This window comes from Rhizobium sp. JAB6, from assembly GCF_003024605.1.
Taxonomy (GTDB): domain Bacteria; phylum Pseudomonadota; class Alphaproteobacteria; order Rhizobiales; family Rhizobiaceae; genus Rhizobium.
On sequence record NZ_PYJQ01000010.1, the window covers coordinates 333,986 to 360,513 of the forward strand.

The 26,528-nt window shown below is 61.0% G+C and carries 21 protein-coding genes and 1 pseudogene; 11 read left to right on the forward strand and 11 right to left on the reverse strand.

Annotation, left to right across the window (positions count from 1 at the left end):
• Window positions 1-115: 115 nt before the first annotated feature.
• The 4 genes from C7U61_RS17905 to C7U61_RS17920 all read left to right on the forward strand — a co-directional run bounded on the left by C7U61_RS17905 (window position 116) and on the right by C7U61_RS17920 (window position 4,860).
• A complete protein-coding gene (locus C7U61_RS17905; protein WP_106999419.1) occupies window positions 116-1,138 on the forward strand; it encodes a LacI family DNA-binding transcriptional regulator in 1,023 nt (340 codons plus the stop codon).
• Between the two features lie 39 nt (window positions 1,139-1,177).
• Complete coding sequence (locus C7U61_RS17910; RefSeq protein ID WP_106999528.1) at window positions 1,178-3,034, forward strand: DUF2264 domain-containing protein; 1,857 nt, start codon at window positions 1,178-1,180, stop codon at window positions 3,032-3,034.
• Window positions 3,031-4,056 carry a hydroxyacid dehydrogenase gene (locus C7U61_RS17915; protein ID WP_106999420.1) on the forward strand — a complete coding sequence of 342 codons (1,026 nt, stop codon included), beginning with the start codon at window positions 3,031-3,033 and terminating at the stop codon, window positions 4,054-4,056. Before C7U61_RS17910 ends, C7U61_RS17915 begins: the two co-directional genes overlap by 4 nt.
• A gap of 216 nt (window positions 4,057-4,272) precedes the next feature.
• A complete protein-coding gene (locus C7U61_RS17920; protein ID WP_106999529.1) occupies window positions 4,273-4,860 on the forward strand; it encodes a transglycosylase SLT domain-containing protein in 588 nt (195 codons plus the stop codon).
• A 31-nt stretch (window positions 4,861-4,891) separates the two neighbouring features.
• Here the strand turns inward: C7U61_RS17920 and C7U61_RS17925 are convergent, their stop codons facing one another.
• The 3 genes from C7U61_RS17925 to C7U61_RS17940 all read right to left on the reverse strand — a co-directional run bounded on the left by C7U61_RS17925 (window position 4,892) and on the right by C7U61_RS17940 (window position 8,766).
• On the reverse strand, window positions 4,892-6,154 hold the full coding sequence (locus C7U61_RS17925; protein WP_106999421.1) for a Gfo/Idh/MocA family oxidoreductase: 1,263 nt from the start codon (window positions 6,152-6,154) through the stop codon (window positions 4,892-4,894).
• 141 nt (window positions 6,155-6,295) lie between these two features.
• Window positions 6,296-7,717: a mandelate racemase gene (locus tag C7U61_RS17935; protein WP_106999423.1), complete on the reverse strand. Its 1,422-nt coding sequence runs from the start codon at window positions 7,715-7,717 to the stop codon at window positions 6,296-6,298.
• A 353-nt stretch (window positions 7,718-8,070) separates the two neighbouring features.
• Window positions 8,071-8,766, reverse strand: a complete 696-nt coding sequence (locus tag C7U61_RS17940; protein WP_106999424.1) for a TetR/AcrR family transcriptional regulator — start codon at window positions 8,764-8,766, stop codon at window positions 8,071-8,073.
• 180 nt (window positions 8,767-8,946) lie between these two features.
• On the opposite strand from C7U61_RS17940, the gene C7U61_RS17945 reads away from it, so the two are divergent.
• From C7U61_RS17945 to ugpC, 6 genes and pseudogenes are all read left to right on the forward strand, one after another.
• Window positions 8,947-10,233: an ABC transporter substrate-binding protein gene (locus tag C7U61_RS17945; RefSeq protein ID WP_106999425.1), complete on the forward strand. Its 1,287-nt coding sequence runs from the start codon at window positions 8,947-8,949 to the stop codon at window positions 10,231-10,233.
• A gap of 106 nt (window positions 10,234-10,339) precedes the next feature.
• A pseudogene (locus C7U61_RS17950) lies at window positions 10,340-11,206 on the forward strand (sugar ABC transporter permease); the annotation flags it as partial.
• Between the two features lie 28 nt (window positions 11,207-11,234).
• Entirely contained in the window at window positions 11,235-12,083 is an 849-nt protein-coding gene (locus C7U61_RS17955) for a carbohydrate ABC transporter permease (protein WP_181315873.1), read from the forward strand.
• Window positions 12,084-12,156: 73 nt separating this feature from the next.
• Window positions 12,157-13,182 (forward strand): Gfo/Idh/MocA family oxidoreductase, encoded by a 1,026-nt coding sequence (locus tag C7U61_RS17960; RefSeq protein WP_106999428.1) that lies wholly within the window; start codon window positions 12,157-12,159, stop codon window positions 13,180-13,182.
• Window positions 13,183-13,189: 7 nt separating this feature from the next.
• On the forward strand, window positions 13,190-14,260 hold the full coding sequence (locus tag C7U61_RS17965) for a Gfo/Idh/MocA family oxidoreductase (RefSeq protein ID WP_106999429.1): 1,071 nt from the start codon (window positions 13,190-13,192) through the stop codon (window positions 14,258-14,260).
• 44 nt (window positions 14,261-14,304) lie between these two features.
• Window positions 14,305-15,384, forward strand: a complete 1,080-nt coding sequence (gene ugpC / locus C7U61_RS17970) for a sn-glycerol-3-phosphate ABC transporter ATP-binding protein UgpC (RefSeq protein ID WP_106999530.1) — start codon at window positions 14,305-14,307, stop codon at window positions 15,382-15,384.
• 67 nt (window positions 15,385-15,451) lie between these two features.
• Here the strand turns inward: ugpC and C7U61_RS17975 are convergent, their stop codons facing one another.
• From C7U61_RS17975 to epmA, 7 genes are all read right to left on the reverse strand, one after another.
• Complete coding sequence (locus tag C7U61_RS17975; RefSeq protein ID WP_106999430.1) at window positions 15,452-17,920, reverse strand: glycoside hydrolase family 2 protein; 2,469 nt, start codon at window positions 17,918-17,920, stop codon at window positions 15,452-15,454.
• Window positions 17,921-17,996: 76 nt separating this feature from the next.
• Window positions 17,997-18,956, reverse strand: coding sequence for a DUF1839 family protein (locus C7U61_RS17980; RefSeq protein ID WP_106999531.1), 960 nt, complete (start codon window positions 18,954-18,956; stop codon window positions 17,997-17,999).
• 8 nt (window positions 18,957-18,964) lie between these two features.
• Entirely contained in the window at window positions 18,965-19,873 is a 909-nt protein-coding gene (locus tag C7U61_RS17985; protein WP_106999431.1) for an amino acid--[acyl-carrier-protein] ligase, read from the reverse strand.
• A 5-nt stretch (window positions 19,874-19,878) separates the two neighbouring features.
• Complete coding sequence (locus tag C7U61_RS17990) at window positions 19,879-21,072, reverse strand: acyl-CoA dehydrogenase family protein (protein ID WP_106999432.1); 1,194 nt, start codon at window positions 21,070-21,072, stop codon at window positions 19,879-19,881.
• On the reverse strand, window positions 21,072-21,323 hold the full coding sequence (locus C7U61_RS17995; RefSeq protein ID WP_106999433.1) for an acyl carrier protein: 252 nt from the start codon (window positions 21,321-21,323) through the stop codon (window positions 21,072-21,074). The genes C7U61_RS17990 and C7U61_RS17995 overlap by 1 nt, the downstream gene beginning before the upstream one ends.
• Before the next feature lie 355 nt (window positions 21,324-21,678).
• A complete protein-coding gene (locus tag C7U61_RS18000) occupies window positions 21,679-22,731 on the reverse strand; it encodes a lysine-2,3-aminomutase-like protein (RefSeq protein WP_106999434.1) in 1,053 nt (350 codons plus the stop codon).
• On the reverse strand, window positions 22,728-23,792 hold the full coding sequence (gene epmA / locus C7U61_RS18005) for an EF-P lysine aminoacylase EpmA (protein ID WP_106999435.1): 1,065 nt from the start codon (window positions 23,790-23,792) through the stop codon (window positions 22,728-22,730). Before epmA ends, C7U61_RS18000 begins: the two co-directional genes overlap by 4 nt.
• A gap of 152 nt (window positions 23,793-23,944) precedes the next feature.
• Here epmA and efp point away from each other — a divergent pair, with 152 nt between their 5' ends.
• Window positions 23,945-24,514: an elongation factor P gene (efp, locus tag C7U61_RS18010; protein ID WP_106999436.1), complete on the forward strand. Its 570-nt coding sequence runs from the start codon at window positions 23,945-23,947 to the stop codon at window positions 24,512-24,514.
• A gap of 107 nt (window positions 24,515-24,621) precedes the next feature.
• Here the strand turns inward: efp and C7U61_RS18015 are convergent, their stop codons facing one another.
• The gene (locus C7U61_RS18015; RefSeq protein ID WP_106999437.1) at window positions 24,622-26,472 is read right to left on the reverse strand and encodes an ABC transporter ATP-binding protein/permease; all 1,851 of its coding nucleotides are present in this window, start codon (window positions 26,470-26,472) and stop codon (window positions 24,622-24,624) included.
• Window positions 26,473-26,528: the final 56 nt, after the last annotated feature.

The following is a 26,528-nucleotide window of genomic DNA, read 5'->3' on the forward strand; positions in this document are numbered from 1 at the left end:
GATCTCCCCGACGCCTTGGCGGATGATGTGGGTCGAAGATATGCAATTTCACTGCACAATGCAATAAAAAATCTTTTTGTTGCAAATTTGCGTAATTTTGCATAGCGTTTGCGATATGAACGACATCCGCTCCAAACGCATTAGACAGGCCGATATTGCCATTGCTGCTGGCGTCTCCGTATCGACGGTGTCACGGGTTCTGACCAACGAGCCCGGCATCAGCGAGACGATCCGCCAACACATTTTCAAGGTGGCAAGCGATCTCGGTTATCCGCTGAAGACGGCAGCCGAGACGGCGGCAGGTGCCCTGGCATTGATCGCCAGCGACAGCGTAACGGGCGGGTTGAGCGTCTTTTACGAAGGCATTCTGGAAGGCCTGCGGGCGGGTGCTGCCGAGCGCGGCATGCGTTTTGACATCCGCCTCATTCGCGAGGCGAGGACCGAGCCCGATCTGGTGAGGGAATATCTGCAGACCGCCGGTGCCGAAGGCCTCTGTCTCGTCGGTATCGATCCTTCGGAAGAGCTATGCCGCTGGCTTGAGGCGAGCGGCACGCCGACCGTGCTCGTCAACGGCACCGATCCCAAGCTGCGCTTCGACGGCGTTTCGCCTTCGAATTTCTTCGGCGCTTATACCGCGACCCAGCGCCTGCTCGATGCCGGCCACCGCCGCATCCTGCATCTCACCGGCTCGCATCGTCAGACGATCCGCGAGCGCATCCGCGGTTTCGAAGCTGCAATCGCTTCGGTGGAAGGCGCCGAAGGCCGCATCGTGCGGATGAATTTCAGGGGCAGCTCCAGTCAGGAAGCCCATGACAAGACCGCCGAGATTCTTGCCGCAGGCGAAGACTACACCGCAGCCTTCTGCATGAACGACTTTATCGCCGTCGGCGTGCTCGACGCAGTCACCGAAGCCCATCTGCGCGTGCCGGAGGATTTTGCCATTATCGGCTTCGACGATCTTCCCTGCGCCCTGATGACCAATCCTCGGCTGGCAACTATGCGTGTCGATCGCGCAGCCCTTGGGCGGGAAGCGATCGGCCTGATGATCGCACGCTTCCGCGACCGCGATGCGCCGGCCCGCCACATCTGCCACGGCGTTCAACCGATCGCCGGCGGCACCCTTCCCGCCGAAAGCTGAGCCTTCCACAGAGCGGAAACAATCGAGAGAGCCATGCCGATGATCTACGACCCCGCCAGCGCCAATCCGCTCGCCGGCAACCCGCTGAAAAGCTTGACGGATATGCGCCGGGCGCTGACCGATCTTTTCGATCCGCTGTTGCCCTATTTCTCCGAAGGCAACGCCCGCGTCCGCGTCGATGCCGCCGGTGCGCATTTCGACCGCGCCGCCGCCGATCTCGAAGGCTTCGCACGCCCGCTCTGGGGCCTGGCGCCGCTCGGCGCCGGCGGTGGCGATTTCGGCCACTGGGACCGCTACGCAGAAGGCCTTGCCAATGGCGTCGACCCGAAGCATCCGGAATATTGGGGCACTGTCAACGGCCGCGACCAGCGCATGGTCGAGCTGGCTGCCCTTGGCTTCGCGCTCGCCCTCGTGCCTGAGAAGATTTGGGAGCCGCTCGATCGGCGCGCCCGCGACAATCTGATTGCCTATCTCAAGCATGCCCGTACCTTCGATTACGCCGACAACAACTGGAAGTTCTTCCGCATCTTCGTCGATATCGCGCTTGACCGGCTCGGCGCTTCCTTCGACCGCAGCCTGACCGAAACCTATCTGAACGAGCTGGACGGCTTCTACATCGATGATGGCTGGTATCGCGACGGCAATGTCCGGCGCATCGATCACTACATTCCCTTCGCCATGCACTTTTACGGGCTCATCTACTCGAAACTCGTCAATGGCGACCGTGCCGAGCGCTACCGCGAGCGCGCCATCCTCTTCGCCAGGGATTTCCGCCACTGGTTCGCGCCCGATGGCGCGACGATCCCCTTTGGCCGCAGCCTCACCTATCGCTTCGCCTGTGCCGGTTTCTGGTCGGCACTCGCCTTTGCCGATGTCGAAGCGTTGCCATGGGGCGAAATCAAGAGCCTGTGCCTCCGGCACCTGCGCTGGTGGTCCGACAAGCCGATCGCCCATCGCGACGGCATCCTGCCGATCGGCTTTGCCTATCCGAACCTGTTGATGTCGGAGAATTACAATTCCGCCGGCTCGCCCTACTGGGCCTTCAAGGCCTTCCTACCGCTGGCGCTGCCCGAAACGCATCCTTTCTGGACAGCGGAAGAAAAATCGCCGGAAAATGAGCCGGCTATTATCCAGCAAAAGCATCCCGGCATGGTCCTGATGCGCAGCAGGGATGATGTCGTCGCACTCTCCTCGGGCCAGGAAAATCAGCAGATGCGCTTTGGGGCCGAGAAGTACTCGAAATTCGCCTATTCCGCCCGCTACGGCTTCAGCGTCGAAAGTGACGAGCGCATCTTCGCCGGCGGCGCCTTCGACAGCATGCTCGCTTTCAGCGATGACGGCCTGCATTACCGCGTGCGCGAAACCAACCAGGAAGCCAAGCTCGCCGGCGATACGCTCTATGCCAAATGGTCCCCTTATCCTGATGTGACGGTGGAGACATGGCTGGTGCCGGCCTTGCGCTGGCATATCCGTCTACATCAGATCAACACGCCGCGGGCGCTTCAGACGGCTGAAGGCGGCTTTGCCATCGCACGGCGGGATTTCGAGGCAGACATGCTTTCATCCGCGACCGGTGCCGCCTATGCGATCGGCGAAGAGGATTTCAGCGGCATTCTCGACCTCGGCTCGACAATCACACGCGAAGGCATAGCGCAGAAGGCGCCGCCGAACACGAATCTCATCGTTTCCAAGACACTGGTGCCGCAATTGCGGGGCACGATTCCGGCCGGCGAAACCGTCCTCGTCTCCGCCGTGCTTGCGGCGAAAGACCCCTCCGCCGTCCAACATGCCTGGAGCAGGCCGCCGGCCAAACCCGATATCGATGTGCTGCGCGCGCTCATCAAGGACCAGGGCGTCACGGTCAGCGCCATCAAGGCACCGGGTCGCCTGCCATGACGCAACCCCTCTCCGGCCGCCCCGCCATCGCCTTCGCCATGCAGCCGTCGCGCACGCAGCATGTGCTGCCCGACGCACTCATCCGGCGTCTGGATACCATCGGCCGCGTGCTCGATGCCGCGCCGATGCAAAGCTTCGATGATGCGCGTGCGACGAGGCTGCTCTCGGAAACCGAGATCCTGATCACCGGCTGGGGTTCACCGACGATCGATGCCGCCGCGCTCGCACAGGCGCCGCATCTGAAGCTGGTGGTTCACGCCGCCGGCACGGTAAAAGGGCTTGTCAGCGATGGTCTCTTCGATCACGGCATCCTGGTCAGCCATGCTGCCCAGGCCAATGCACTTCCGGTCGCCGAATTCACGCTTGCGGCCATCATCTTTGCCGGCAAGAAGGTCTTCCGCTTTCGCGACTATTACGTCGCCGACCGCAACCGCAATCGGACTGTACCGATGCACGCCGAAGCCATCGGCAATTACGGCCGCACCATCGGCATCATCGGCGCTTCGCGGATCGGCCGGCGGGTGATGGAACTCCTGGCGCCCTTCAGCTACCGCATCCTACTCTATGATCCGATGGTCGATGCAGCCGAAGCGACACGCCTCGGCGTCGAAAAGACCGAGCTGGACGCGCTGATGGCATTGGCCGACATCGTCTCGCTGCATGCGCCCTCGCTGCCCGCTACACGGCACATGATCGACGCCCGACGCCTCTCGCTGATGAAGAAGGGAGCGACGTTCATCAATACGGCACGCGGCGCGCTGGTGGACGAAGCCGCCCTGATCGCCATGCTGAAAACCGGCCATATCGATGCGGTCATCGACGTCACCGATCCGGAAATTCCGGAGGCCACATCGGCATTCTACGAACTGCCGAATGTGTTCCTGACGCCGCATATTGCCGGTGCAATCGGGCTGGAACGAACCCGCCTGGGTGAGATGGCGGTGGACGAAGTCATTCGCTTCATCGAAGGCAAGCCGCTGCTTTACGAAATCCGCCGCGAGGACATGGCGCGCATGGCATGACGCGTCGCAGCAAATCCATGAAAACACCCTGAAATCGCCCCATTTCGGCACAGGCAGACAACTCGTTTTTAATCATTCCGCGCTAGCAATCTCGTGAGCGTGGGTCCGCCAAAAGCTCGGCTCGAATTTTTGGAAAGGACCATGCGCCGGCAGGTTGTTGCTGCGTATCCCGTGCCTTTGAAAGACGCGCGGCGCAGCAATGAAGAGGTTCTAGTAATGCGTAGCCGCGTCCTTTCCATTCTGGCCGTAATGCTGCTCGGCGTGCTGGCGGGCTGTGCCACCGCACCTCGCCATACCCGCAACATCTGCGCCATCTTCGACCAGCGCGACGGCTGGTTCAACAACTGGCAGCGGGCCGCTGAACGCACGGAACGCAAATATGGTGTGCCGGTGCCGATCCTGATGGCGACGATCTATACCGAATCCGGCTTCCGACCTCGCGCCCGCCCCCCACGGCGCTATCTGCTCGGCTTCATTCCCTGGAAGCGCCCGACGACCGCCTATGGCTATTCACAGGCGCTCGACGGCACCTGGGATAAGTACAAGCGCGAAACCGGCAATTGGGGCGCAAGCCGCACCAATTTCTCCGACGCCATCGATTTCGTCGGCTGGTATCACTATCAGACGCACCTGCAGACCGGCATTGCCCTGAACAATTCCTACGATCTCTATCTCGCTTATTACTCAGGTCCCAAGGGTTATCTGCAGGGGTCGTGGCGCGGCAATTCGACGGCTCTCGCCGGAGCCAGGCGCTTCAACGGCATGACGAGACTTTACGCGCAGCAGCTGCCCAGCTGCAGCTGAGCGCAGCGAGTCTCAAATAGGAGTCGCAGCCCTAAGGCCGCGGCTCCAGCAGATTGAGGCCGCCATCTTCGCCCCAGATATCCGCAACCGAGACCTGCTGGCCGGTGTGGCTGCTCTGCAAGGCTGCGATGCCGCAAAGCACCGACATTGCCCCAGCCCGCGAACCCGCGCGCTGCCTGAGCTCGTCGTTCCGCCCGGAGCGCAGGAGCATGTTGCGCAGCCGGTCGTCGCCGCCATAATGCCCACCAGAGGAGTGCGGCACCCATATCCGCTCGACATCGCCGAAATTCTTCATAACGACGATCTCGTCGGCCGGCGGCGTCGTCCAGTTCTGCTTCTCGTATTGGCGCAATTCGATGCGTCCGTTGTGGCCGTTGAAGGCGATGTGGTGACCCTCGATCGGCATGTAAGTGTTCAGAGAATAGGAGACATTGACGCCGTTACGATAGCGGATGGATGCGACCATCGTATCCGGGATATCGATATCCTCGCGGAACACGCAGGCATCGCGCACATAGCCGTCAACGCTCGATGGGTCCTCATAGAGGCTTTCGAGCAGCGGCGTCGCGCTGATGTCGAGATAATAGTCGCACTCGTCCTTGTAAGGACAGGTGCGACAGCGCTCGCCGCGGAAAGGCCCCTTGCGGCCGTAATGCTTGAGATCGGCAAAGGCGGCGACCGTTTCCGGATCGGAATCCAGATACCAGTTCAGAAGGTCGAAATGATGCGTTGCCTTATGAACGAAGAGGCTGCCGGAATTTTCGACGTAAGCATGCCAGCGGCGGAAGTAATCGGCACCATGGCTGGTATCGAGATACCAATGAAAGTCGACCGATGTGACATCGCCGATGACGCCGGAATTGATCAGCTCCTTGATCTTCGCGGCAGTTGGCGCAAAGCGGTAGTTGAAGGAGATATCCAGCCGCCTGCCGGTGCGCGCCTCGGCATTGAGGATGCGCTTGATCTTGTCGACCGTCGTCGTCATCGGCTTCTCGCTGATGACATCGGCGCCGGCCTCCATCGCCTTGACGATCAGATCGTCATGGGTAGAATCACGGGTACAGACGATGACGAGATCCGGCTTTTCCGTCCGCAGCAATTCATCGAAATCGGTATAGATGGGCACCGATGCGCCGATATATTCCAGCGCGCGTTTTGCCCGCATGGCGTTGAGATCGCAGACCGCCACGAGTTCGACCTCATTACTCCAGCGCTCGACCAGATCCTTGCCCCACATGGTCGCGCCACGATTGCCCGTGCCGACCAGAACGTAGCGTTTCCTCGATGACTGCATCTGCTCCTCCACAATCTGCAAACAACGATAATGAGGCCTCGGAGGCCTTCATTTACTTCGGCAAGGCCCCTCACCCCAACCCTCTCCCCGCGCGCGAGGAGAGGGTTGGGGTGAGGGGCCAAGCACGGCAGCATCGGCAGGCTAGTGCGGCGATCTCTCCATCGCCGCCCAATCCGGCGCAACCGACGAACCAAGACCCACAGCATTGATAACGGAGCCGATCGCAAGCTGCCCCGCCTCGATCCGCAATCGTGTGCGGCCATTGCTGACGCGGTAGAGATCGGAATGCGCCGCGGCGAAAGTTGCCTGCTCCGCCTCCGGCGCGCCCGCCATGCCATCGACGTAGTGATGTCCGTTGCGCTCGATATGCGTCATGCCGATCAGCGATGCGAGCGCCAGATCCTGCTGCACGGCAAGACCGCCCTGCGTCGTCAGATCCTCGGCCGACATGAAATAGGGAATGCCGTCCTCCGCACTCCATTTGGCGACGCGCGCTCGGTTCAATAGCGAGCGATAGAACCCTTTGCAGGATTTCGAGGAGATGCCGGTATAGCCGAGACCCCTCGCCGTAACGAAGGCATCGATATCGGCATCGGATTCGTCGATCTCCACCGGCTTGAAGGCGGCAAGCGCTTTCACCGGCTTCTCGAAAGCGCGGACGCGGGCGATCGGCTGCTCGACGAACAGGATCGAAGAGGCGAAACGCGCAAGCCTCGGCTCCTCCTTGACGCGGGACAGCAGGTCGGCGACCGCTTCCGCGGACGAAAATTGCTCGTTGCCGTCGAGCGTCACGGAATAGCTGGGCACTTTGGCATCGATAACGGCAGCGACGCGGCAGAGACGATCGATATCGGCTTCCAGCGCGCCGGAAACCTTGACCTTGAAGAAGGTCAGGCCATAGGCATCGATCGCCTCTTCAAAACTCTCCGGCAGCCCATCATCCAGCCCCTCGCCTGCCGGAATGTCGCCGGGCACGATGGCGTCCACCAGACCGACGGTATGGCGGGCAGCAAGGCTTGACGATGGCTGCAAGGTCGAGAGGAAACCTGAGAGATCGAAGCCCGAGAGATCGCGCGCGGTGGACGCATCGATTCCGGGGCGGTTCATCTTGATTGCTTGCGTTACAGTCAGTCCCTCCAAGCGGCAAAGCGCATCGAGGATGGCCCGGTTGGCAAGTGCGATGCCGAAGGATGCAACAAGCCCGTTCAGCTTCTCCGCCGCCGCTTGCGCATGGTGTGAGGCCTCGACGGCGGTATGCAGACCGAAAGCCGTTCCCAACCCCGCGCTTCGCAGCGCGCCCTGTGCCAGAACCAGCGACCGGCGCAACTGGTTTTCATTGTCGGCATTGGAAAGCTCGGGCGATTTATCGAACCATTTTGGCACCATCAGCTCGGCCGCCATGCCCTCGGCCGAGCGTCCTTGCGCATCCTCGATGCGGACGCGCAGAAAAATCTGCCGGGCCTCCCGCAAGGTCGCCGCGCCAAAACGAAAGGGAAGCCGCAATTTGACCGGGCGCTCGAACGCTTCGGCCTCGACAAGCCTGATTTTCAATGGATCGGTCATGATATCAATCGGCTCCTGTAATTGTCAGGCAGGTTTGTATAGCCGGGCTACTGGCGTGCGTGGCCCTCACCCCCAAGCCCTCCCTCGCCCTTCGACAAGCTCGGAGAGGGCTGGGGTGAGGGGCAATTTAGTTCATTGCAGAAGTCTTTCTTGAAATCTCCAGCCGCGTCCCATTGCAGCTCATACACTTCACGCTATCTCCTCCTCATCCCGATTCCTCCAGAATCAGGAAAAGCAAATGCTTGGCCGGCCAAGCAATGTAACCATATAGTTACAAGATCGCGCGTTACCTCCGGCCTTGTCAATCGTCTTTTGCAAATTTCTCGAAAGCTCCGAAGCCTGTTTCCAGGCATCTACAGTCGGATCGAAGCAAGCGTGACGGCAACGATATGCTCGCCCCAGGCACTCAGCTCATCCGGCGCCGTCAGCTTGCGGGCGAAAATTGTCGACAGCGTGTGGCGGTTCGACAGATAGAAGAAACCGAGCGCCGCGATCGTGAGATAGACGGATATCGGATCGATCGCCGGCCGGAAAATGCCGAGCGCCTCCCCGCGGCGCAGCACATCCGAAAGCTCGTCGATGAGATGCGAGTGCATGGCCGAGATTTTGTCGGATCGCTGCAGATAATGCGCGTGATGCAGGTTTTCCGTAGCGAGCAGGCTGAGAAACTCAGGATGCGCGAGAAAATGCCGCCATGTGAACAAGGCGAGCTCCCGCATCCCCTCCTCCGGGTGGCGATGCGCAAGATCCAGTTGCTTTTCGGCATTGCGGATCGTCGCATAGCTCGCCTCCAGCACGGCGAGGTAGAGCCCCTCCTTGTCGCCGAAATAGTGGTAGAGCATCCGCTTGTTGGTCTGCGCCCGCGCTGCGATCGCATCCACGCGGGCACCGCCGAAACCATGCGCGGCAAATTCTTCCGTCGCCGCGTCCAGGATCGTGGCATGAGTACGCTGCGGGTTGCGGGTCACCTTCTTCGATCGCCTTCCGGCGCTCTTGCCAGCATCCGATTGCGCTTTATTTTCAGTTTCTTGTCTCGCCCCGCCCGCCATGGACGATCTCCTTTCGAACGGTCGCATGAGCGACGGATTCTGCCGGCTCCGGCCTGCGTCGTTTTAATTGCCGCACGATTGGCGCTTGACAGCGGTCGCGTTTCTATCCAACTTGTAACCAAATAGTTATATCATGCAAAGCAGTTCGTAAATCATCGGTTCGCTGGGGAGGAGACCAGGATGACGTTGACGATCGACCGCCGGCAGTTGCTTGCCGGCATGGCAGCTATGCTGGCTTTTAGCAGTATCGGATTTTCCCGCGCCAATGCGGCAACCGCCATGCGCCTTCTTTGGTGGGGATCGAAGGAGCGTGCGGACCGTACTTTTGCAGCGGTGAAGGCCTATCAGACCAAGAACCCGGATATAACCATTGCCGGCGAGTCCTTCGGCTGGGATAGCTATTGGACGCGCCTCGCCACCCAGACCGGCGGCGGCAATGCGCCCGACCTCATCCAGATGGATTATCGCTACATCTTCGAATATGCCCGCCGCGGCGCGTTGCTCGATATGACGCCTTATCTCGGCAAGAGCCTGAAGATCGAGGATTTCGGCCCGGCCAACATCGATTCCGGCAAGGTCGACAACAAGATCTACGGCGTCAGCCTCGGCGTGAACTCCTTCATGGTTGTCGTCAACACGGCCGCGTGGACCGAAGCAGGCGTCGAACCGCCACATGACGCCATGACATGGGAACAGGTCGGGGATGCCTGCGCCAAGGTCACGGCCGCCAAGAAGCGTCGCGGTTTCTACGGCATGGCCGATGCAAGCGGCGGGGAGCCGGCGCTCGAATGCTGGCTGCGCCAGCGCGGCAAGGCGCTCTATACGGCGGACGGCAAGCTCGCCTTCGAAGCCAAGGACGCGACCGAATGGTTCGATCTGTGGAGCCATATGCGCAAGATTGGCGCCTGTGTTCCGGCCGACGTGCAGGCGCTCGATCAGCAGACGCTCGAAACCGATATGCTTGTCACCAAAAAGGCAGCGATGAGCTTCGCCCATTCCAACCAATTCGTTGCCATTCAAGGCCTGAACAAGGAAAAGCTCGATATCGTCTCCTATCCGGTCGCGGGTGCGGACAGCAAACCCGGCCAGTATCTGAAGCCCTCCATGCTCATGTCGGTCTCCGCAACATCCCCGAACAAGGATGCCGCTGTCGCCTTCGTCAATTATCTGGTGGAGGATCCGGAGGGCACGAAGGCTTTAGGTCTCGAGCGCGGCGTTCCCGCCTCCCCGAAGATCCGCGATCTGCTGACGCCGGATCTGGATCCCGTCAGCAAACAGGTGGTCGATTATATTGGCCGGCTGACACCGCATGTCGGAGCGCTACCGCCGTCCCCGCCGAACGGCGCGGGCGAGAATGCATTCCTGCTGAAGAAGATCGCCGAGGAGGTGGCCTTCGGCAAAACCAGCGCGCAGGACGCCGGCGCAAAGTTCACCGAACAGGCAGCAGCAAACATTACGCGAGGCTGACATCGTGGGTACAAACAGCAAGAGCGTTGCCGGCGGCTTGGTCGTCGGCGTGCGCGCGCCGTCGCGCGTGGAAACCTCCTATAAGGCGCCGAGCGCCTTCGCGCGCAACGCACCCGGCTATCTCTTCCTTCTGCCGTGGTTCATCGGCTTCTTCGGACTGACCCTCGGCCCGGCGATCGCCTCGCTCTATCTGTCCTTCACCGATTACAATCTGCTGCAGTCTCCAAACCTCGTCGGCATGGAGAATTACGTGCGGATCGCGACGGCCGACGACAAATTCCTGTCGTCGATGAAGGTGACGCTGTTCTACGTCGTCTGCTCCGTGCCGCTGAAGCTCGCCTTCGCGCTGCTGGTGGCGCTGCTGCTCAATCGCGGCATCAAGGGGCTGCCGGTCTATCGCGCCATCTTCTACCTGCCGTCGCTGCTCGGCTCCAGCGTCGCAATCGCCGTGCTGTGGCGGCAGATCTTCGATGCCGACGGTATCGTCAACACCCTGCTCTGGTACGCTTTCGGCATCAACGGGCCGAGCTGGATCTCCAATCCCGACTATTCGCTCTATACGCTTGTCATTCTGGCTATCTGGCAGTTCGGCTCGCCGATGATCATCTTCCTTGCCGGTCTGCGCCAGATCCCGACCGATCTTTACGAGGCTGCCAGCCTCGACGGCGCCTCCAAGGCGCGGATCTTCTTCAAGATCACCCTGCCGCTTTTGACACCGGTCATCTTCTTCAACGCCGTGGTCCAGACGATCGACGCCTTCAAGGCCTTCACGCCGGCCTACGTCATTTCCTCCGGCACCGGCGGCCCGATCGATTCCACGTTGTTCTACACGCTCTATCTCTATCAGGAAGCCTTCGGCTATTTCCGCATGGGCTACGCCGCCGCGCTCGCCTGGATCCTGGTAATCATCATCGCGATCTTTACCGCCTTCTCCTTCCTCTCCGCTCGTTATTGGGTCCACTACGATGACTGACGCGAAGCTCACCCATTTTGCCGAGGACATGAAGCCGCCGCGCGAGCGCCCATGGTTCCTCTCGGTCCTCATCCATGTCGCTCTCGTCGCCGCATCGATCGTGATGCTCTATCCGCTGCTGTGGATGCTCTCAGGCTCGATCAAGGACCAGAACGAAATCTTCGGCACGGCATCGCTGATCCCCTCCCATTTCGATTTCAGCGCCTATGCCCGCGGCTGGTTCGGCGGTCAGGTCACCTTCGGCAAGTTCGTCTGGAATTCCGCCGTCATCGCCGTGCTTTCGGTGATCGGTAACGTCATTTCCTGCTCGCTGGCCGCCTACGCCTTCGCGCGGCTGAACTTCTGGGGCAAGAATTTCTGGTTCGCCCTGATGCTGGGCACGCTGATGCTGCCCTATCACGTCACGCTGATCCCGCAGTATATCCTCTTCCTGAAGCTCGGCTGGGTGAAAACCATGCTTCCGCTCGTCGTGCCGAAATTCCTCGCGGTCGACGCCTTCTTCATCTTCCTGATGGTACAGTTCTTCCGCGGCATCCCCCGCGAACTGGACGAGGCTGCCATGATGGATGGCTGCAGCCCGTGGCGCATCTACTGGCGCATCATGCTGCCGCTGTCGCTTCCCGTTCTGGCAACGGCCGCCATCTTCTCTTTCATCTGGACTTGGGACGATTTCTTCGGGCCGCTGATCTATCTTTCCGACATCAATACCTACACGGTGCAGCTCGGCCTGCGCTCCTTCGTGGATTCCACGGGAAGCTCCGACTGGAGCAGCCTGTTTGCCATGTCGAGCCTGTCGCTGATCCCGGTCTTCCTGATCTTCCTCTTCTTCCAGAGGCTGCTGATCGACGGCATCGCGACCGCCGGCCTCAAACGCTGATGACGAACCCCGCGGTCCCGAATACCCAAGATCTGGGGCTGCGAACCAACGAACCCACGAAAGGAAATGTCGCATGAGCGCGTTGCGCTTTGCCGCCATCGGCCTCAATCACGATCACATCTACGGCCAGGTCAACGTCATGCTGCGGGCCGGCGCCGAACTCGTCGCCTTCCATGCCGTGGAAGATGACCTCGCCGCCACCTTCGCCGACCGCTTCCCGCAGGCACGGCGCGTTGCCGATAAAAGGGAAATCCTCGAGGACAACTCCATCGCGCTGATCGTCAGCGCCGCGATTTCCAACGAGCGCGCCAGCCTTGCCATCGAGGCCATGCGCCACGGCAAGGACGTGATGCTCGATAAGCCTGGCATGGTGACGCTGGATCAGCTTGCGGACGTCAAAAAGGTACAGGCAGAGACCAAGCGCATCGTCTCCATTCTCTATTCCGAGCATTTCGAGACGGCATCGACGGTCAAGGCCGGCGAGCTGGTGAAAGCGGGCGCCATCGGGAAGGTCATTCACACGACCGGCCTCGGCCCCCACCGCTTGCGCAAACCGACACGGCCGGACTGGTTCTTCGACCGCAAGCGCTATGGCGGCATCATCGCCGATATCGCCTCGCATCAGTGCGAGCAGTTCCTGTTCTTTGCCGATTCCCTTGAAGCCGAGGTGCTGTCTGCGACGGTGTCCAACCGCGCCAACCCCGAAACGCCGGGCCTGCAGGATTATGGCGATTTCCATGTGAGGACGCCCGACGTCACGGGCTATGTCCGCGTCGACTGGTTCACGCCGGACGGTCTCTCCACGTGGGGCGACGGCCGCCTCTTCATCGTCGGCACGGAAGGCACCATCGAGCTGCGCAAATATATCGACGTTGCCGGCCGGCCCGGCACCGACCATCTCTTCCTCACCGACCGCAAGGGCATGCAGCATATCGACTGCAGCGGCGTGGAGCTGCCCTACGGCCGCCAGCTTGTGGCCGACATCAGAGACCGCACCGAAACGGCCATGGGCCAGGAGCATTGCTTCAAGGCCATGGAGCTGGCGCTGAAGGCGCAGGCGCTCGCCGAGGCAACATCGCTCAAGAACATTCAGAGGTAATTGCGACATGCCCGACATCAAGAAAGTCGCGATCATCGGCCTCGGCATCGGCCGCTCCCACATCGTCGAAGGCTATCTGCCGCATCCGGACCGTTTCGAGGTCGCGGTTCTCTGCGATCTCAACGAGGAACGCCTGAATGCCGTCGGCGACGAATTCGGCATCGCGAGACGCCTCAAGGATTTCTCCGAAGTCCTCAATATGCCCGATATCGACATCATCGATATCTGCACGCCGCCCGGCTCGCATTTCCAGCTGATCATGCAGGCGCTCGCCGCCGGCAAGCATGTGGTCTGCGAAAAGCCGCTCGTCGGCTCGCTCTCCGATGTCGATGCGGTCATCGCGGCCGAAAAGACGGCCAAGGGCCGGCTGATGCCGATCTTTCAGTATCGTTATGGCGACGGTATCCAGAAGGCCAAGCGCATCATCGCGTCAGGCATTGCCGGCAAGCCCTATGTCGCGACCTCGGAGACGCATTGGGTGCGCGGCGCTGATTACTACGCGGTTCCCTGGCGCGGCAAGTGGGATACCGAACTCGGCGGCGTGCTGATGACGCATTCCATCCATCTGCACGATATGCTGACCTATTTGATGGGGCCGATCGCAGGTCTTTTCGGCCGCGTCGCCACCCGCGTCAACGACATCGAGGTCGAGGATTGCGCCAGCGCCAGCCTGCTGATGGAAAACGGCGCGCTCGCCACCATCAGCGCAACGCTCGGCTCGCAGGAGCAGATCAGCCGTCTGCGCCTCGCCTTCGAAAACGTCCTGATCGAAAGCAACCATGAGCCCTACAGCCCCGGCCAGGATCCTTGGAAAATCGTTCCTGCCAATGACGAGATCGGCGCGAAGATCGATGCGCTGCTCGCCGATTGGTCGCCGATCCCAAACCGTTTCAACACGCAAATGAAGCTGTTCCACGAAGCGCTGGTATCGGGCGGCCCGCTGCCGGTGACCACAGCCGATGCCCGGCAGGCGCTGGAGCTGGTCACGGCATTCTATGAATCGTCGGAAACCCGCACCGAAGTCCGCTTCCCGGTCGGGTCGGAAGCCAAGAAATACAAGAGCTGGAGGCCGTCATGAACGTTGCCCCGCGAGCCGTCGGAACCAATAAGGAGGGAGCGCCCATGGCGACAAGCGTATCGCTGCAGAAGGTTATCAAGCGCTATGGCGAGCTTCAGGTGGTTCACGGGATCGATCTGGAAATCGAGCCGGGGGAATTCACCGTCTTCGTCGGTCCCTCCGGCTGCGGCAAGTCCACGCTGCTGCGCATGATCGCCGGGCTGGAGCCGATTTCAGGCGGTGGCCTCTATCTCGACGGCAGCCGCATGAACGATGTCCCCGCCTCCAAGCGCGGCATCGCCATGGTCTTCCAGTCCTATGCGCTCTATCCGCATATGACTGTCTACAAGAATCTTGCCTTCGGCCTCGAAACCGCCGGCATGAAGAAGCACGAGATCCAGCCGCGCGTCGAAAAGGCGGCCGAGATCCTGCAGATCAAGCAGTTGCTGCAGCGCAAGCCGAAGCAGCTTTCCGGCGGCCAGCGCCAGCGCGTCGCGATCGGCCGCGCCATCGTGCGCGAACCCAACATCTTCCTCTTCGACGAGCCGCTTTCCAACCTCGATGCCGAGCTGCGCGTGCAGATGCGCGTCGAGATCGCCCGCCTGCACCAGCGGCTTGGCAATACCATGATCTACGTCACGCACGATCAGACCGAAGCCATGACCATGGCCGACAAGATCGTCGTGCTCAATGGCGGCAAGATCGAGCAGGTCGGCGCTCCGCTCGACCTCTACAACAAGCCCAAGAACAAGTTCGTCGCCGGCTTCATCGGCTCGCCGAAGATGAACTTCCTCGACGCCGAGATCGTCGCCTCCGACGACGGCTCCGCGGTCATCGACCTCGCCGGCCAGACCGTGCGCCTGCCGCGCCGATTGGGCGGCCTCCAGCCCGGGCAGCCCGTCACGCTCGGCGCGCGCCCAGAACATTTGAATGTCGGCGATCGCGGCCTGTCACTTGGCAATGCCCGCGTCGATCTCGTCGAGCACCTCGGCGGACAGACGATCCTCTACGTCACGCTGAATGGGGGTCAGGCGCTGACGGTCGCGCTGGAAGACCAGCAGGCCATCCGCGCTGGCGAGACGGTCAACATCCACATCGATCCCGAGCGCTGCCATCTGTTCGGGCCGGATGGTGTGACGTTGTAGGAGAGCTGGCGCAGGCCCCATCTCGCCTTGGCGGGCGAGATAGGTTTCCGCATTTACCGCGCCTTGATCAAACCTCGACGATCCGCTGGCTGCCGATGGTGCGGATTTGCCCGGTTGGAATGACATCGGCCGGAACACCTTCCCGCCGGTACAGGCGAAGCCGTCGGCTGCCGGGGGCAAGATGGAACCAGTCATCTTCCGCCCGATAGGCTTCCAGATCGATCTGCACCGATTGCGCCAGGCGATCGGAGCTGAGATCTAGGAACCAATCCTCGCCCTCCTGAAGAACCGATGCCGTAATTTCGGCATCATGGAACGCCTTGCTGCGCCCAAGCGGGAAGTAAAAGGCCTGCGCGATAAGAGCGCCGGTTGCCGAATTCGTCAGCCGCGTCACAGTGACATCATGGGACGGCGGGCCGAAGCGGAAAGCGTAGGTCGTGTCGAAGAAGGCACCGAAAAGTTCAGTGCAGGCTATCTTTTGCTTGCTGCGGGCTTCGAGCACCAGATCGCGGCCACCACCGACAACGATCTGGCGGCCGTCGCGCAGGCAGGAGACCTCAACGGTCAGGTCGAGCGCCGCATCGCTCTCGTTGATGACATGGACGTCAAGGCCGTTCGTGCCCTCGTCCATCAATAATACCTGAACCGGCCGGAAAGCCCGGCGCAGCCCGTACCAGACCGGCTTCGGTTCGCTCGTGGAATTGATCACGCCCCATCCGGCGCCGGGAAGCAGATCCTGCAGCGTCCAGACCAGCGCGCCATTGCAGCCGGAACCTTGGCGGCGCCACTCGGCATAGGTCTCCTCGGCCACCTCGCCGGTCACCGCGCGCGAAAGGTTGAGATAGAGATCCTGGTCTTCCCGCCGCAGCTTGTCGGGCTCGAAGCCGTAAAGCTCCTGAAGATAATGATCGCGCACATCCTCGAAATCCCAGGATGCGCCGCGATCGCGCGGCACACGCTCTTTCCATAGCGGGCTATGGACTGCCGGAACCGGCAGATGCTGGCCAAGCGTACGGGCTTGCGGCACATGCGCGAAAGCCAGGCTCTCGGCGGCAAAGCGGACATCGGCGCGGCGCGCATCGGCAAGCGGCCGCATATAGGCGCCGACGCCGTAATAATGCGTGACCCCGGCATTCGGCGAAAACGGCATAGGGCCGCCAGAGGGCGAATTGACCACATAGGGCACATCCGGCCGAAGCGATTGCACCAGCGGCGGGATGATTTCTTCCACGATGGGGCTTTTCCAGAACTGTTCGGGCAGCCCCATCATCGCAGCCTGCTGGTGGATCTCGCTGCCGCCGCAAAGCACCGCCAGCGAAGGCGAGAGGCGCGTGCGGCTCAGAAACTGCGAAACCTCCGCCTCGACATGGGCACTGAACGCCTTGTCGTTCTTCGGATAGTCGAAATTGGCGAACATGAAATCCTGCCAGACGAGCAGGCCGAGTTCATCGCACAGGCGGAAGAATTCCGGCGTTTCATAAGCCATGGTACCGCCGATGCGGATCATGTTCATGCCGGCTTCAGCCGCCAGCCGCAGCCAGCGCTCGTAATCGTCGCGACCGCCCGGTAGGCGCACGATATCTGCCGTGGTCCAGACAGCACCTCGGCAGAAAATCCGTTCGCCATTGACGATAACAGTGAAATCCTGCCCATCGGCACCGCGATCGACCGAAAGCCGTCGAAATCCGGTTTTCCCGAGCGCGTGTTCGGTGCCATCGACGACGAGCGTGACGTCATGAAGCTGCGGCACGCCATGCGTATGCGGCCACCAGGGCGCCACATCGGAGATTTTCAGAATAGCCGTATAGCGCCCGGCGCCATCCTTCTCGAACGCCTGTTCCGCCTCGCCGCATTTCAATCCCAGCTCTTCGACATCGCCTTCGATCGAGAGCGACGCATAGAGCTGGCCCTCACCGTTTTCGAGCAGATCCGGCCGCAAGGAGAGATCGCGAATAACGGGGGCGCCTGGACGCAGCAGCGTGATCGACCGCCATGGGCCAACGGCCTGAACCTCCGGGCACCAGCCGGGCATGTGGCCGAGCAGCGTCGTGCGCACCATGCGCAAGCCTTGCGGCGTAATCATCTGCGGCCGCCAGCGGGCACGCGGTCCCGGCTCGGAAAGCTTCGGCTCCAGGGCACGGAAGCACAGCGCCAGCTCGTCCCCGCCAAGCAGGGTAACGTCGACGTCATGCGCTTCGAACATGCTTTCGGAGACGAGGATTTTCTGGCCGTTGAGGAAAACCTCGCAAAGCGTCGCCAAGCCCTCCAGCCGCAGGACCGCCTCACCGGCCTCCGCATCCACCAGACGGCAGATGTACCAGGCGTCGCGGTCGTGAAGAGGCTGGGGCTTCGTCCGGTCGAAACGCCCGGCCTTTTCTAGGGCTTCCGCCACCGTGCCCGGCACGGGCGCTGGAATGAAGCCTGACGTCAGTGGCACATCAGAGGGCGAGATGCATGTGCCTGCATCCGTTAATACCAAATTCCAGCCCTCGCTCAGCCGCATTCCACCGCTGAGATCCGCCAAGCGCCCGCCCATGACATCTTCGGGGATTTCCCCCGCCCCCAATATCGTCAGAAATAATCCAGCCGTAGCGCGATTGAACGAAAGCCGGTCAAAGCTTCCGTTCGAGTTCGCCCATCATGGAATCCCACGCATCGGCGGCGGGATCAAGCGCCGTGCGCAACGGCTCGAATTTCTTGCGCGTGATGGCGCGAGCCAGCTGGAACTGCACCGATTTCGCCGTCTCGGAAATTTTCCGCGCCTCGGCCGCCGCATCGGACATTTCAACCGAGAGCCAATCGAAATGGCTGCCCGCAAGCTCGAAATTGGCACCGAGCTGACGCAGCGTGTTGAAAGCATATTTATGGAAGAAGCCGAAAGGCCGTTCGGCAATCGCTTCAACCTGCGCAGGGAAGACCTCCGCGAAAGCGCGGACCGGATTGGCCTTTGGCCGGCGTCGGAAATGGAAGGAGAGGAGCTGCCGCGCGGTCTCATGGATCGCGGCTTCGGCCGGTGCTGTCTCCGGAAATTTCGCAAATTCCGTATAGGGCAGAAACGGCAGATCCTCGTCCGTCAAATGCAGCTGGAAGAGCCCGTCGAAATCCTCGCCCGACAGCTGGAAGAACCCGCCATTGTGGAAATAGTCGAGCGTGCGGCCCTGCATGTCGAGCCGGTTGATCGCCACCGTCGTCTTGCCGTGCTCGCGGCGATAGCCGACACCCTGCGTATCCGGCATGAAGAAGGAATCCATCTCTACCAGGCAGAGCCGGCCGCGGCCGATCTGCTCGGCGACATGATTTTCAACCTTGTCGTAGATCGCAAGCTCGGTGCAGCGCACGCCATAGAGCGCTTCGAGATCCTCGAGCGGCACCTTGAAGAAGGTGAACTGGTCGCCCTCGAAATCCTGTGTCAGCGTAAAGCCGAGCATGGCTTCCGGCGGCAGCTTCAGGCTCGAAAGCACCTCGATCCAGAGATCGATATAGCAGTTCGTCTCGGGCCACATGCGCTCGCTGTCGTGCAGCGCATGCGGCTTGTAGGCGGCGGGATCCAATCCCTGAAATACGGAAGCCATGGAAGCGATCAGCCCCACAGCGCCTTGCGCACGCTCTCGGGCCATTCCTTGACGTCGAGACCATGCGTATGGAACAGCGCCAGCGCAATGCGCTCCAGGCCGAAGCCGACGCAGGCTGTGTGCACGACGCGGCCATCGGCGAAGTTCAGGCCCCACTTCGTGCCGAAGGCATCCTGATGATAGTTGAAGCTCATGCAGGCGGTCGGCTTGGCGGTCGAAGTGATCGGGATCAGCAGCTCGAACTTCAGGTTCTGGTCGCGCTGGTTGTTGGCGAGCATCTTGCCGGCCCGACCGAAGAATGGGTCGTTGGCGACATCGATGGTCACGTCGAGGCCGACTGCCTTCATCATCTCGACGCCGCGGTCCATCCAACTCTGGCGGAAATCCGTCACATGCTTTTCGCTGCCCATGCAGACATATTCGCGCATGCGGAACAGCTGCTGGCGGGCTGGGTCCTTGGAGGGCTCGTGGCGGAAGCAATAGGACTGCAGATCGTAGAGCGCGCCGTCTTCCGGAATGGAGCCGCGCTTTGCAACCGTCGGATAGAGCGGATAGCAGGCGGCGGGCGTCAGCACGATATCGGTCGCCTGCTGGTCTTTCGTCCAGTCGTCGCCGACTTCCATGCATTTCAGCAGGCTCATATGGTCGAGTTCGCTGCCGCAGAAGCTGTGCACCGTGCCGGCCAGCTGCGGGAAGCTTTTCATATAGCCGCTCTTTTCGAAGAAGGCGCGGTTCATGCCGGGCGGAAAGCGGATAGCCTCGGCGCCATCGGCGCCGCCAAACTTGTCGATCAAGCGCTCGAAAGCGGAAATCACGTCTTCGAACTGGCCGCTGCGGCCATAGAGGCCGTCAACGCCGGTGTCGATCAGGAGACCGGAATCGAAAAGACGGTCGAGAAACGATGTTTGCATATCCATGACGGTTACCCCAACAGGCTGGTATCTTGTTTGTGGACGAGCAGCATGGTCGACGTATTGCCGAGAATGCGGTCATTCGAGATCATCAATTGCGCCGAGTGCGCGTCGCGCAGGTGGCGGCCGAGGCTGTAGGGCGTACCGTTCTTGTAGCCCATGATGCCGCAGATCAGCATCGCATGGTTGATGATCGGCAGGATCATCTCCGACGACGCGATCTTGACGTTGTTCATCGCGACGGCAAAAGCCATCGACGACAGGCGGTCCGCATCGAGCTTCGCCTCCTCATAGGCCTTCAGCCCGGCAACCACATTGGATTTCACCATCTGCAGCATGCTGGAAGCTTCGGCGAGACGCAGCGCGCCGGGCGGCGGCGCGCCGGGAGACTTGCGTGCGGCGGCGCGGACGAAAGCCTGCGCACGGGAAACGGCGTCGGCGGCAATGCCATACCACACACCGCTCCACAGCAGGTGCGAGCTTGCGAGCATCGACTGTGCGGCGATTTCGGCAAACGGCTTCGGCAGGATCTGCTTGGCCGGCGCCTCGCCCTTGAACAGGAAGCCGTCCGAGCAGGTGCCGCGCATGCCGAGCGTATTCCACTCGACCGTGCGCTTGAGCTCGTACTGATCTTTCAGGAAGCAGGTCAGCACCTGATCGGAAGAGGCGGCCTCGGCATGGCTGCGCGAGGTGATCAGGATGGCGTCGGCATGGGCGCCGTAGGAAATGACGGTCGCATCCTTTTCGAGATAGCAGGTATCGCCTTCGACCTTAATAGCGCAGATGCTGTTGCGCAGATTGCCGCCGATCCCGCCCTCGGTCGTCGCCGAGGCGAGCAGCAGCTGCTCCCTGGCAATGCGGCGCATGAAGTCGCGATGCCAGTCGCTGTCGGCGCCGTGCTCGACCAGGCTCGAAAGCTTGATCTGATGCATGGCAAAGACCATGGCGCTGGCGGCGCAGGCCTGACCGAGGATCGAGCAGAGCTCGGCGATTTCGGTCATCGACGCGCCCTCACCGCCAAGATCGGTGGGGATCTGGATGGAGAGCAGCTTTTCGGCGCGCATCGCGTCGACTGCTTCGCGGGGGAACCGGCCTTCGGCATCGACGGCATCGGCGTGTTGGCTGGCGATCGCTGCGACGCGGGCGGCACGAACAGCCGCTCCCTCGCCCGTCCCAACCTCGAGTAGAGCGATCGCCGCAGTCATCAGGCGACCTTTCTGCTGTCCAGGATCATGCCGACGGTTCTTTCGATCGCGGCGATGCTGGCGAAGGATTTGCGGTTCAGCAGATTGTCGGGAAATTCGATGTCGAAGGCTTCTTCGATGCCGAGCATCAATTGTACGGAAGCGAAAGAAGACAGCCCCGTCGCGTAGAGATCGGCATCATCTTCGATCTGATCGACAGCAACAGGAAGCGCCCCGAACTTGGCCAGCAAATCGCGAATCGTCTTGTTCATAGTCTAGTTCCTTCTGGCATTGGCAAGCATAACCGCAGTTACGCGGTCTTATCCTTCGCCGAGAAGTAACAGGCAAAATAGAACATTCCGCTAAGCGACGTGGTAAATAAAAACAACTTATACTTGATGGAAAATTGTTATATTATAAACTTTTCCGATTGAAATTTACCAACCGTAAGTCATCTAAATCGCAGCGCGCGCATTGATATTATATATGTCTAATATTAAGACGCGGTTCTTTTTGGAAAGCCGCAGGTCCCGAGACGGTTAACGTGCCGGAATTCGCCACAGCGTTTATTCGAAAAACACCATCACAATCAGAGCGTCAGTAAATTATAGGCTTGCGCTGCGGCCGCTAAGCCTCCGGCGCATAGATATGTTCGCCGCCACGATAATCCGAAATCGAATAGCAACCTTCGCCCAACTCGCGAACCGAGCTTTGACCGATGTCGGCCTTGCCGTGGCCGCCGGGAATATCGAGAATATAGGTCGGCTGGCAAAGGCCGGAAATGCGGCCGCGCAGGGCCGCGACAATTGCTTGCCCTTCGGCGATCGTCAGGCGGAAATGGCTGGTGCCAGGCGCAAGGTCGGGGTGATGCAGATAGTAGGGTTTCACCCGCGTTTCGACGAAAGCCTTCATCAGCGCCGCCAGCACCTCCGGCTCGTCGTTGACGCCCTTGAGAAGAACCGACTGGCTGACGAGCACGATCCCCGCATCGATCAGCCGGGCGCAGGCAGCGCGCGCCTCCTCCGTCATCTCCCGCGGATGGTTGGCATGCAGCGCCACATAGATGGTCTTGCCACTCGCCTTCAGCGCCGTGATCAACGCGGTATCGACCCGCAAGGGATCGACGACCGGGATGCGCGTATGGAAGCGGACGATCTTCACGTGCTCGATGCCGGCAAGCTGTCTCAGGATCTCTTCGAGACGCCGCGGAGACAGCACCAGCGGATCGCCGCCGGTGAGGATGACCTCCCAGATTTCCCGATGATCGCGGATGTAGGCAAAGGCGCCATCCAGCGCCTCGCCATCCAGCGTGCCCAACCCTTGAGGGCCGACCATTTCGCGGCGGAAGCAGAAACGGCAATAGACCGGGCAGACATGCACGGCCTTCAGCAGTACGCGATCCGGATAGCGGTGCACGATGCCTTCGACGGGGCTGTGCGCGCGATCGCCGATCGGATCGGCGCGCTCATCCGGAGTAACGATGAGTTCCGCCGCATCAGGCACGAACTGTCGGGCGATGGGATCAGCTGGATCCACGGGATCGATGAGGCGCATGACGGTCGGCGTCAGAGCGACGGCATAGCGCTCCGCGACCGCTTCAAGCGCAACCGCCTGATCGCCGTCGATCAATCCGGCGCGCTCAAGTTCGCCGATGGTCCGGATCGGGCGCATCGCATTCATGCGTCATACTCCGCAACCGGTGCCCACAGTACCTGTTCGATCCGCGAGGCGCCGGTTGCCAACATCACGAGCCGGTCGAAGCCAAGCGCGATGCCGCTTGCCTCAGGCATGACGGCAAGCGCCTGCAGAAACTCCTCGTCCAGCGGATAGGTCTCGCCATAGACGCGCTGCTTTTCCGCCATCTCGATCTCGAAGCGTCGCCGCTGCTCCTCGGCATTGGTCAATTCGCCGAAGGCATTGGCAAGTTCGACACCGCAGGCATAGAGCTCGAAACGCTCGGCGACGCGATGATCGCTCGCCGATGGCCGCGCAAGGGCTGCCTCGGAGACAGGATATTCGTCAAGGATCGTGACGCGGCCGAAGCCAAGGTTAGGCTCGATTTTCTCGACCAGCACCCGGCTGAAAAGATCCTGCCACAGATCGTCGTTGGCAACGCGAATGCCAGCCTGGCGCATATCTGCCGCCAGACGCTCACGATCCGTCGATCCGTCGAGACCGATAGAGGCAAATAGATCGATGCCGGCATAGCGTTCGAAAGCGGCCGCCACGCTGATGCGCTCGGGCGGCAGGAACGGATCGGTTTCGGCGCCGCGATAGCTGAATTTTTTCGCCCCGACCGTCTCCGCCGCAAGCCCCAGTATTGCGGCGCAATCGGCCATCAGGACCTCATAACCTTCCCCTGCCCGGTACCATTCGAGCATGGTGAACTCCGGATGATGCAAAGGTCCGCGCTCGCGATTGCGGTAGACATGGGCAAAACAGGCGATACGCTCCTCGCCCGCCGCAAGCAGCTTCTTGCATGCGAATTCCGGCGAGGTATGCAGATAAAGCGGCAGCGCTTTGCCGTCGGTCCTCAGCGCTTCGGTTTCGAATGCGTGCAGATGCGCCTCGTTACCGGGCGACACCTGTAGGGTCGCCGTATCCACCTCGATGAAGTCGTTGCGCGCAAAGAAAACGCGCAATGCAGCCTGAATGGCATTGCGGCCGATGAGGAACGGCCGCCGGTCCGCATGGACATTGCGGGTCCACCAAGGGGACGCTTTGCTCGTCTTTGGCTTCATTCCTGGCTTTCTTCGTGACACGAGCCACGCAAGGGGGTGGCAATTTCCATTGATTTAGGGTAGTTGCGCCCCCAAGCAAACAATTGCTGCGTCTCGGAGAGCATTTCGACAGTCCCTCTACGACGCAAAACGCAGCGTTACAAGGAAGTCTTATGGTCAAGGTCATCGCCTCTTCGGTCCGCAAGGGCAACGTTCTCGACGTAGACGGCAAGCTCTACGTCGTTCTCACCGCTCAGAACTTTCATCCGGGCAAGGGCACTCCGGTCACCCAGGTCGACATGCGCCGCATCGTCGACGGCGTAAAGGTGTCCGAGCGCTGGCGCACCACCGAGCAGGTCGAGCGCGCCTTCGTCGAAGATGTGAACTTCCAGTATCTTTATGAAGACGGCGAAGGCTTCCACTTCATGAACCCGGCCACCTACGACCAGGTCGTCGTCGATGTCGAAACCATGGGCGACCAGAAAGCCTACCTCCAGGAAGGCATGACCTGCATCCTGTCGATCCACGAGGGCGTTCCGCTGGCAATTGAACTGCCGCGCCACGTGACGCTTGAGATCACCGAGACCGAACCGGTCGTCAAGGGCCAGACGGCATCGTCCTCCTACAAGCCGGCCATGCTGTCGAACGGCGTGCGCACCATGGTGCCGCCGCACATCAACGCCGGCACCCGCGTCGTCATCGCGACGGAAGACAATTCCTACGTCGAGCGCGCCAAGGACTAAGCGATCAACGTCTCTCCGCCTTGAAAACGCCTCGTCCCGGTGACGAGGCGTTTTTCGTTTCGGGCGGTTGTAGCCGGAGCGGCCACGCGAAGACGTATCCTGCCGCGTTACGGAGCGCTGGCCCTTTTCTCGTCCGCCTGTATCGCACCGGCAATTTCGGAAGGCGTTTGCATATCGGTGCTGTGCTCATGCGGAGCCAGGGCCAGCAGATGCAGGACGCGCGGCGACATGGCCTGCATGAAGGCATCGGAGCGTCCGATGTAGATCAGGGTCGCACCCTCCAGTTCGGTGAGCAGAGCAAAGGCCTTTGCCTGAACCTCAGCCTCAAGCCCGTCCATGGCATCGTCGAAGACGATCCATTTCGGCTTCGCGAGCAGCAGATGCGCAAAACCGACGGCTTTCTGCTCTTCGGTATCGAGCAATCGATCCCAGCGGGCTTGCATATCGAGGCGGCTCTTCAGCCGGCCGAGCCCCACCTTGTCGATGACGGATTCGACGGCTGCATCGTCGTAGGCGTCGGGATCATCCGGGAAACAGATTGCTTCCTTGAGCGTGCCGGTCGGCACATAGGGCGTATGCGGCACGAACAGCATATCCTCCATCGGCGGCAGGCTGACCGTGCCGGAGCCGCTGTACCACTGATGCGCCAGCACCTCGAACAGCAGCCTGCGGTTTACGCCATGATCGCCATTGATCATGACATGCTCTCCGGCATTGATCGTCACCGTGCCCTCCGCGATCCGGAAGCCGTTTTCGGTCGCCTCGTCACTGGTCTTCGTCGAAACTTCCAGATCGGTCCAAACCATCGTCCCAGGTGCCGCCTTGTCGAAGACGAGGGTGTGCGGCATCGGCGTCTTGTCCTCCATTTCCGTCAGCGCCTTGCGGAAATCGGTCACGCGCATCAGCGTCGCGCGCCATTCGGCGATCGGGCCGAAATTGGCGACATACCAGCGCAGCGCCGAATTGACCTGATTGAAGGCGCCGACCGCCACCATCAGCTGACCGAAGGTCAGGCCGCCGGAGAAATAGGCGGGCGCGGCAACGAGGATCGGGATGATCAGCACCAGCCAGCCGTAGCCGGCCGACACCCAGGTGAGATTGGTATTGGCGATGGCAAGCTGACGGATGACGGCAAGCACGGCCGATATATCGAGATTGATCCGCCGGCGCTCGTTCTCCTCGCCGCCGGCAATCGTGATCGCCGGCATATGCTCGTTGGCATGCATGAGCGCAAAGCGCAGTTCGGCCTCTTTCGAATAGCGATCCGCATTCAGCCGCACGAGGCGGCGGCCGACGAATTGGCTGAGGAACGATGCCGATCCGGCATAGAGGATCGCCGCCCATACCATGTAGCCGGGAATGGCAAAATTCATGCCGTTGAGCTTGAATACCATGCCGCTGGAAAGCTCCCAGAGCACGCCGATGAAGCTCAGCAGCAGGATCGTCGCCTGCACAAGGCCGATGGCGAGCCCGGTCGTGCTTTCTGCGAGGTTGCGGGCGTCCTCATGGAGGCGCTGGTCAGGATTGACGCCGATCAGTCCGGAAGAGGCAAGCCGAAGCGCGCGCTTGGCCTGCAGCCATTGATTGACGAGGTCACGCGCCAGACCCTCGCGCATGTAGAGCGCGGTCATCTGGTTGAGCCAAGCCTGGATGACGTTAAGAACCAGCAGCGAACCGGCGATGATGCCGAAGACGCCGAGCTGATGGAAGAAAGCGGAAATATCGCGTCTCGCCAGCGAATCGTAGAAAGGCGCGTTCCAGTTGTTCAGCAGCACCTGGACGTAGGCCGTGACCAGGATGATTGCGAAAAGCGCGACGACAAGGATAATGAGCTTGATGCGGACCGGCGAATTCCAGAACGCGGAAAACATCATCCTCAACCGAAAGAAGAGGCTCAAATCGTATCCGACCTGTTCGTTCCCCTGCACATTCGGCTTGGCTTGCGTATCAACTGCCATCAGCACTTCCCTGCCACGCGTCCCGTCAGTTAATCATGAGCCGCCCTCATGTCCAC

Bases quoted from the DNA above. Each gene is read 5' to 3' on its own strand.
- C7U61_RS17905 (WP_106999419.1), top strand. From the start codon at position 116: ATGAACGACATCCGCTCCAAACGCATTAGACAGGCCGATATTGCCATT.
- C7U61_RS17910 (WP_106999528.1), top strand. From the start codon at position 1,178: ATGATCTACGACCCCGCCAGCGCCAATCCGCTCGCCGGCAACCCGCTG.
- C7U61_RS17915 (WP_106999420.1), top strand. From the start codon at position 3,031: ATGACGCAACCCCTCTCCGGCCGCCCCGCCATCGCCTTCGCCATGCAG.
- C7U61_RS17920 (WP_106999529.1), top strand. From the start codon at position 4,273: ATGCGTAGCCGCGTCCTTTCCATTCTGGCCGTAATGCTGCTCGGCGTG.
- C7U61_RS17925 (WP_106999421.1), bottom strand. From the start codon at position 6,154: ATGCAGTCATCGAGGAAACGCTACGTTCTGGTCGGCACGGGCAATCGT.
- C7U61_RS17935 (WP_106999423.1), bottom strand. From the start codon at position 7,717: ATGACCGATCCATTGAAAATCAGGCTTGTCGAGGCCGAAGCGTTCGAG.
- C7U61_RS17940 (WP_106999424.1), bottom strand. From the start codon at position 8,766: ATGGCGGGCGGGGCGAGACAAGAAACTGAAAATAAAGCGCAATCGGAT.
- C7U61_RS17945 (WP_106999425.1), top strand. From the start codon at position 8,947: ATGACGTTGACGATCGACCGCCGGCAGTTGCTTGCCGGCATGGCAGCT.
- C7U61_RS17955 (WP_181315873.1), top strand. From the start codon at position 11,235: ATGAAGCCGCCGCGCGAGCGCCCATGGTTCCTCTCGGTCCTCATCCAT.
- C7U61_RS17960 (WP_106999428.1), top strand. From the start codon at position 12,157: ATGAGCGCGTTGCGCTTTGCCGCCATCGGCCTCAATCACGATCACATC.
- C7U61_RS17965 (WP_106999429.1), top strand. From the start codon at position 13,190: ATGCCCGACATCAAGAAAGTCGCGATCATCGGCCTCGGCATCGGCCGC.
- ugpC (WP_106999530.1), top strand. From the start codon at position 14,305: ATGGCGACAAGCGTATCGCTGCAGAAGGTTATCAAGCGCTATGGCGAG.
- C7U61_RS17975 (WP_106999430.1), bottom strand. From the start codon at position 17,920: ATGGGCGGGCGCTTGGCGGATCTCAGCGGTGGAATGCGGCTGAGCGAG.
- C7U61_RS17980 (WP_106999531.1), bottom strand. From the start codon at position 18,956: ATGGCTTCCGTATTTCAGGGATTGGATCCCGCCGCCTACAAGCCGCAT.
- C7U61_RS17985 (WP_106999431.1), bottom strand. From the start codon at position 19,873: ATGGATATGCAAACATCGTTTCTCGACCGTCTTTTCGATTCCGGTCTC.
- C7U61_RS17990 (WP_106999432.1), bottom strand. From the start codon at position 21,072: ATGACTGCGGCGATCGCTCTACTCGAGGTTGGGACGGGCGAGGGAGCG.
- C7U61_RS17995 (WP_106999433.1), bottom strand. From the start codon at position 21,323: ATGAACAAGACGATTCGCGATTTGCTGGCCAAGTTCGGGGCGCTTCCT.
- C7U61_RS18000 (WP_106999434.1), bottom strand. From the start codon at position 22,731: ATGAATGCGATGCGCCCGATCCGGACCATCGGCGAACTTGAGCGCGCC.
- epmA (WP_106999435.1), bottom strand. From the start codon at position 23,792: ATGAAGCCAAAGACGAGCAAAGCGTCCCCTTGGTGGACCCGCAATGTC.
- efp (WP_106999436.1), top strand. From the start codon at position 23,945: ATGGTCAAGGTCATCGCCTCTTCGGTCCGCAAGGGCAACGTTCTCGAC.
- C7U61_RS18015 (WP_106999437.1), bottom strand. From the start codon at position 26,472: ATGGCAGTTGATACGCAAGCCAAGCCGAATGTGCAGGGGAACGAACAG.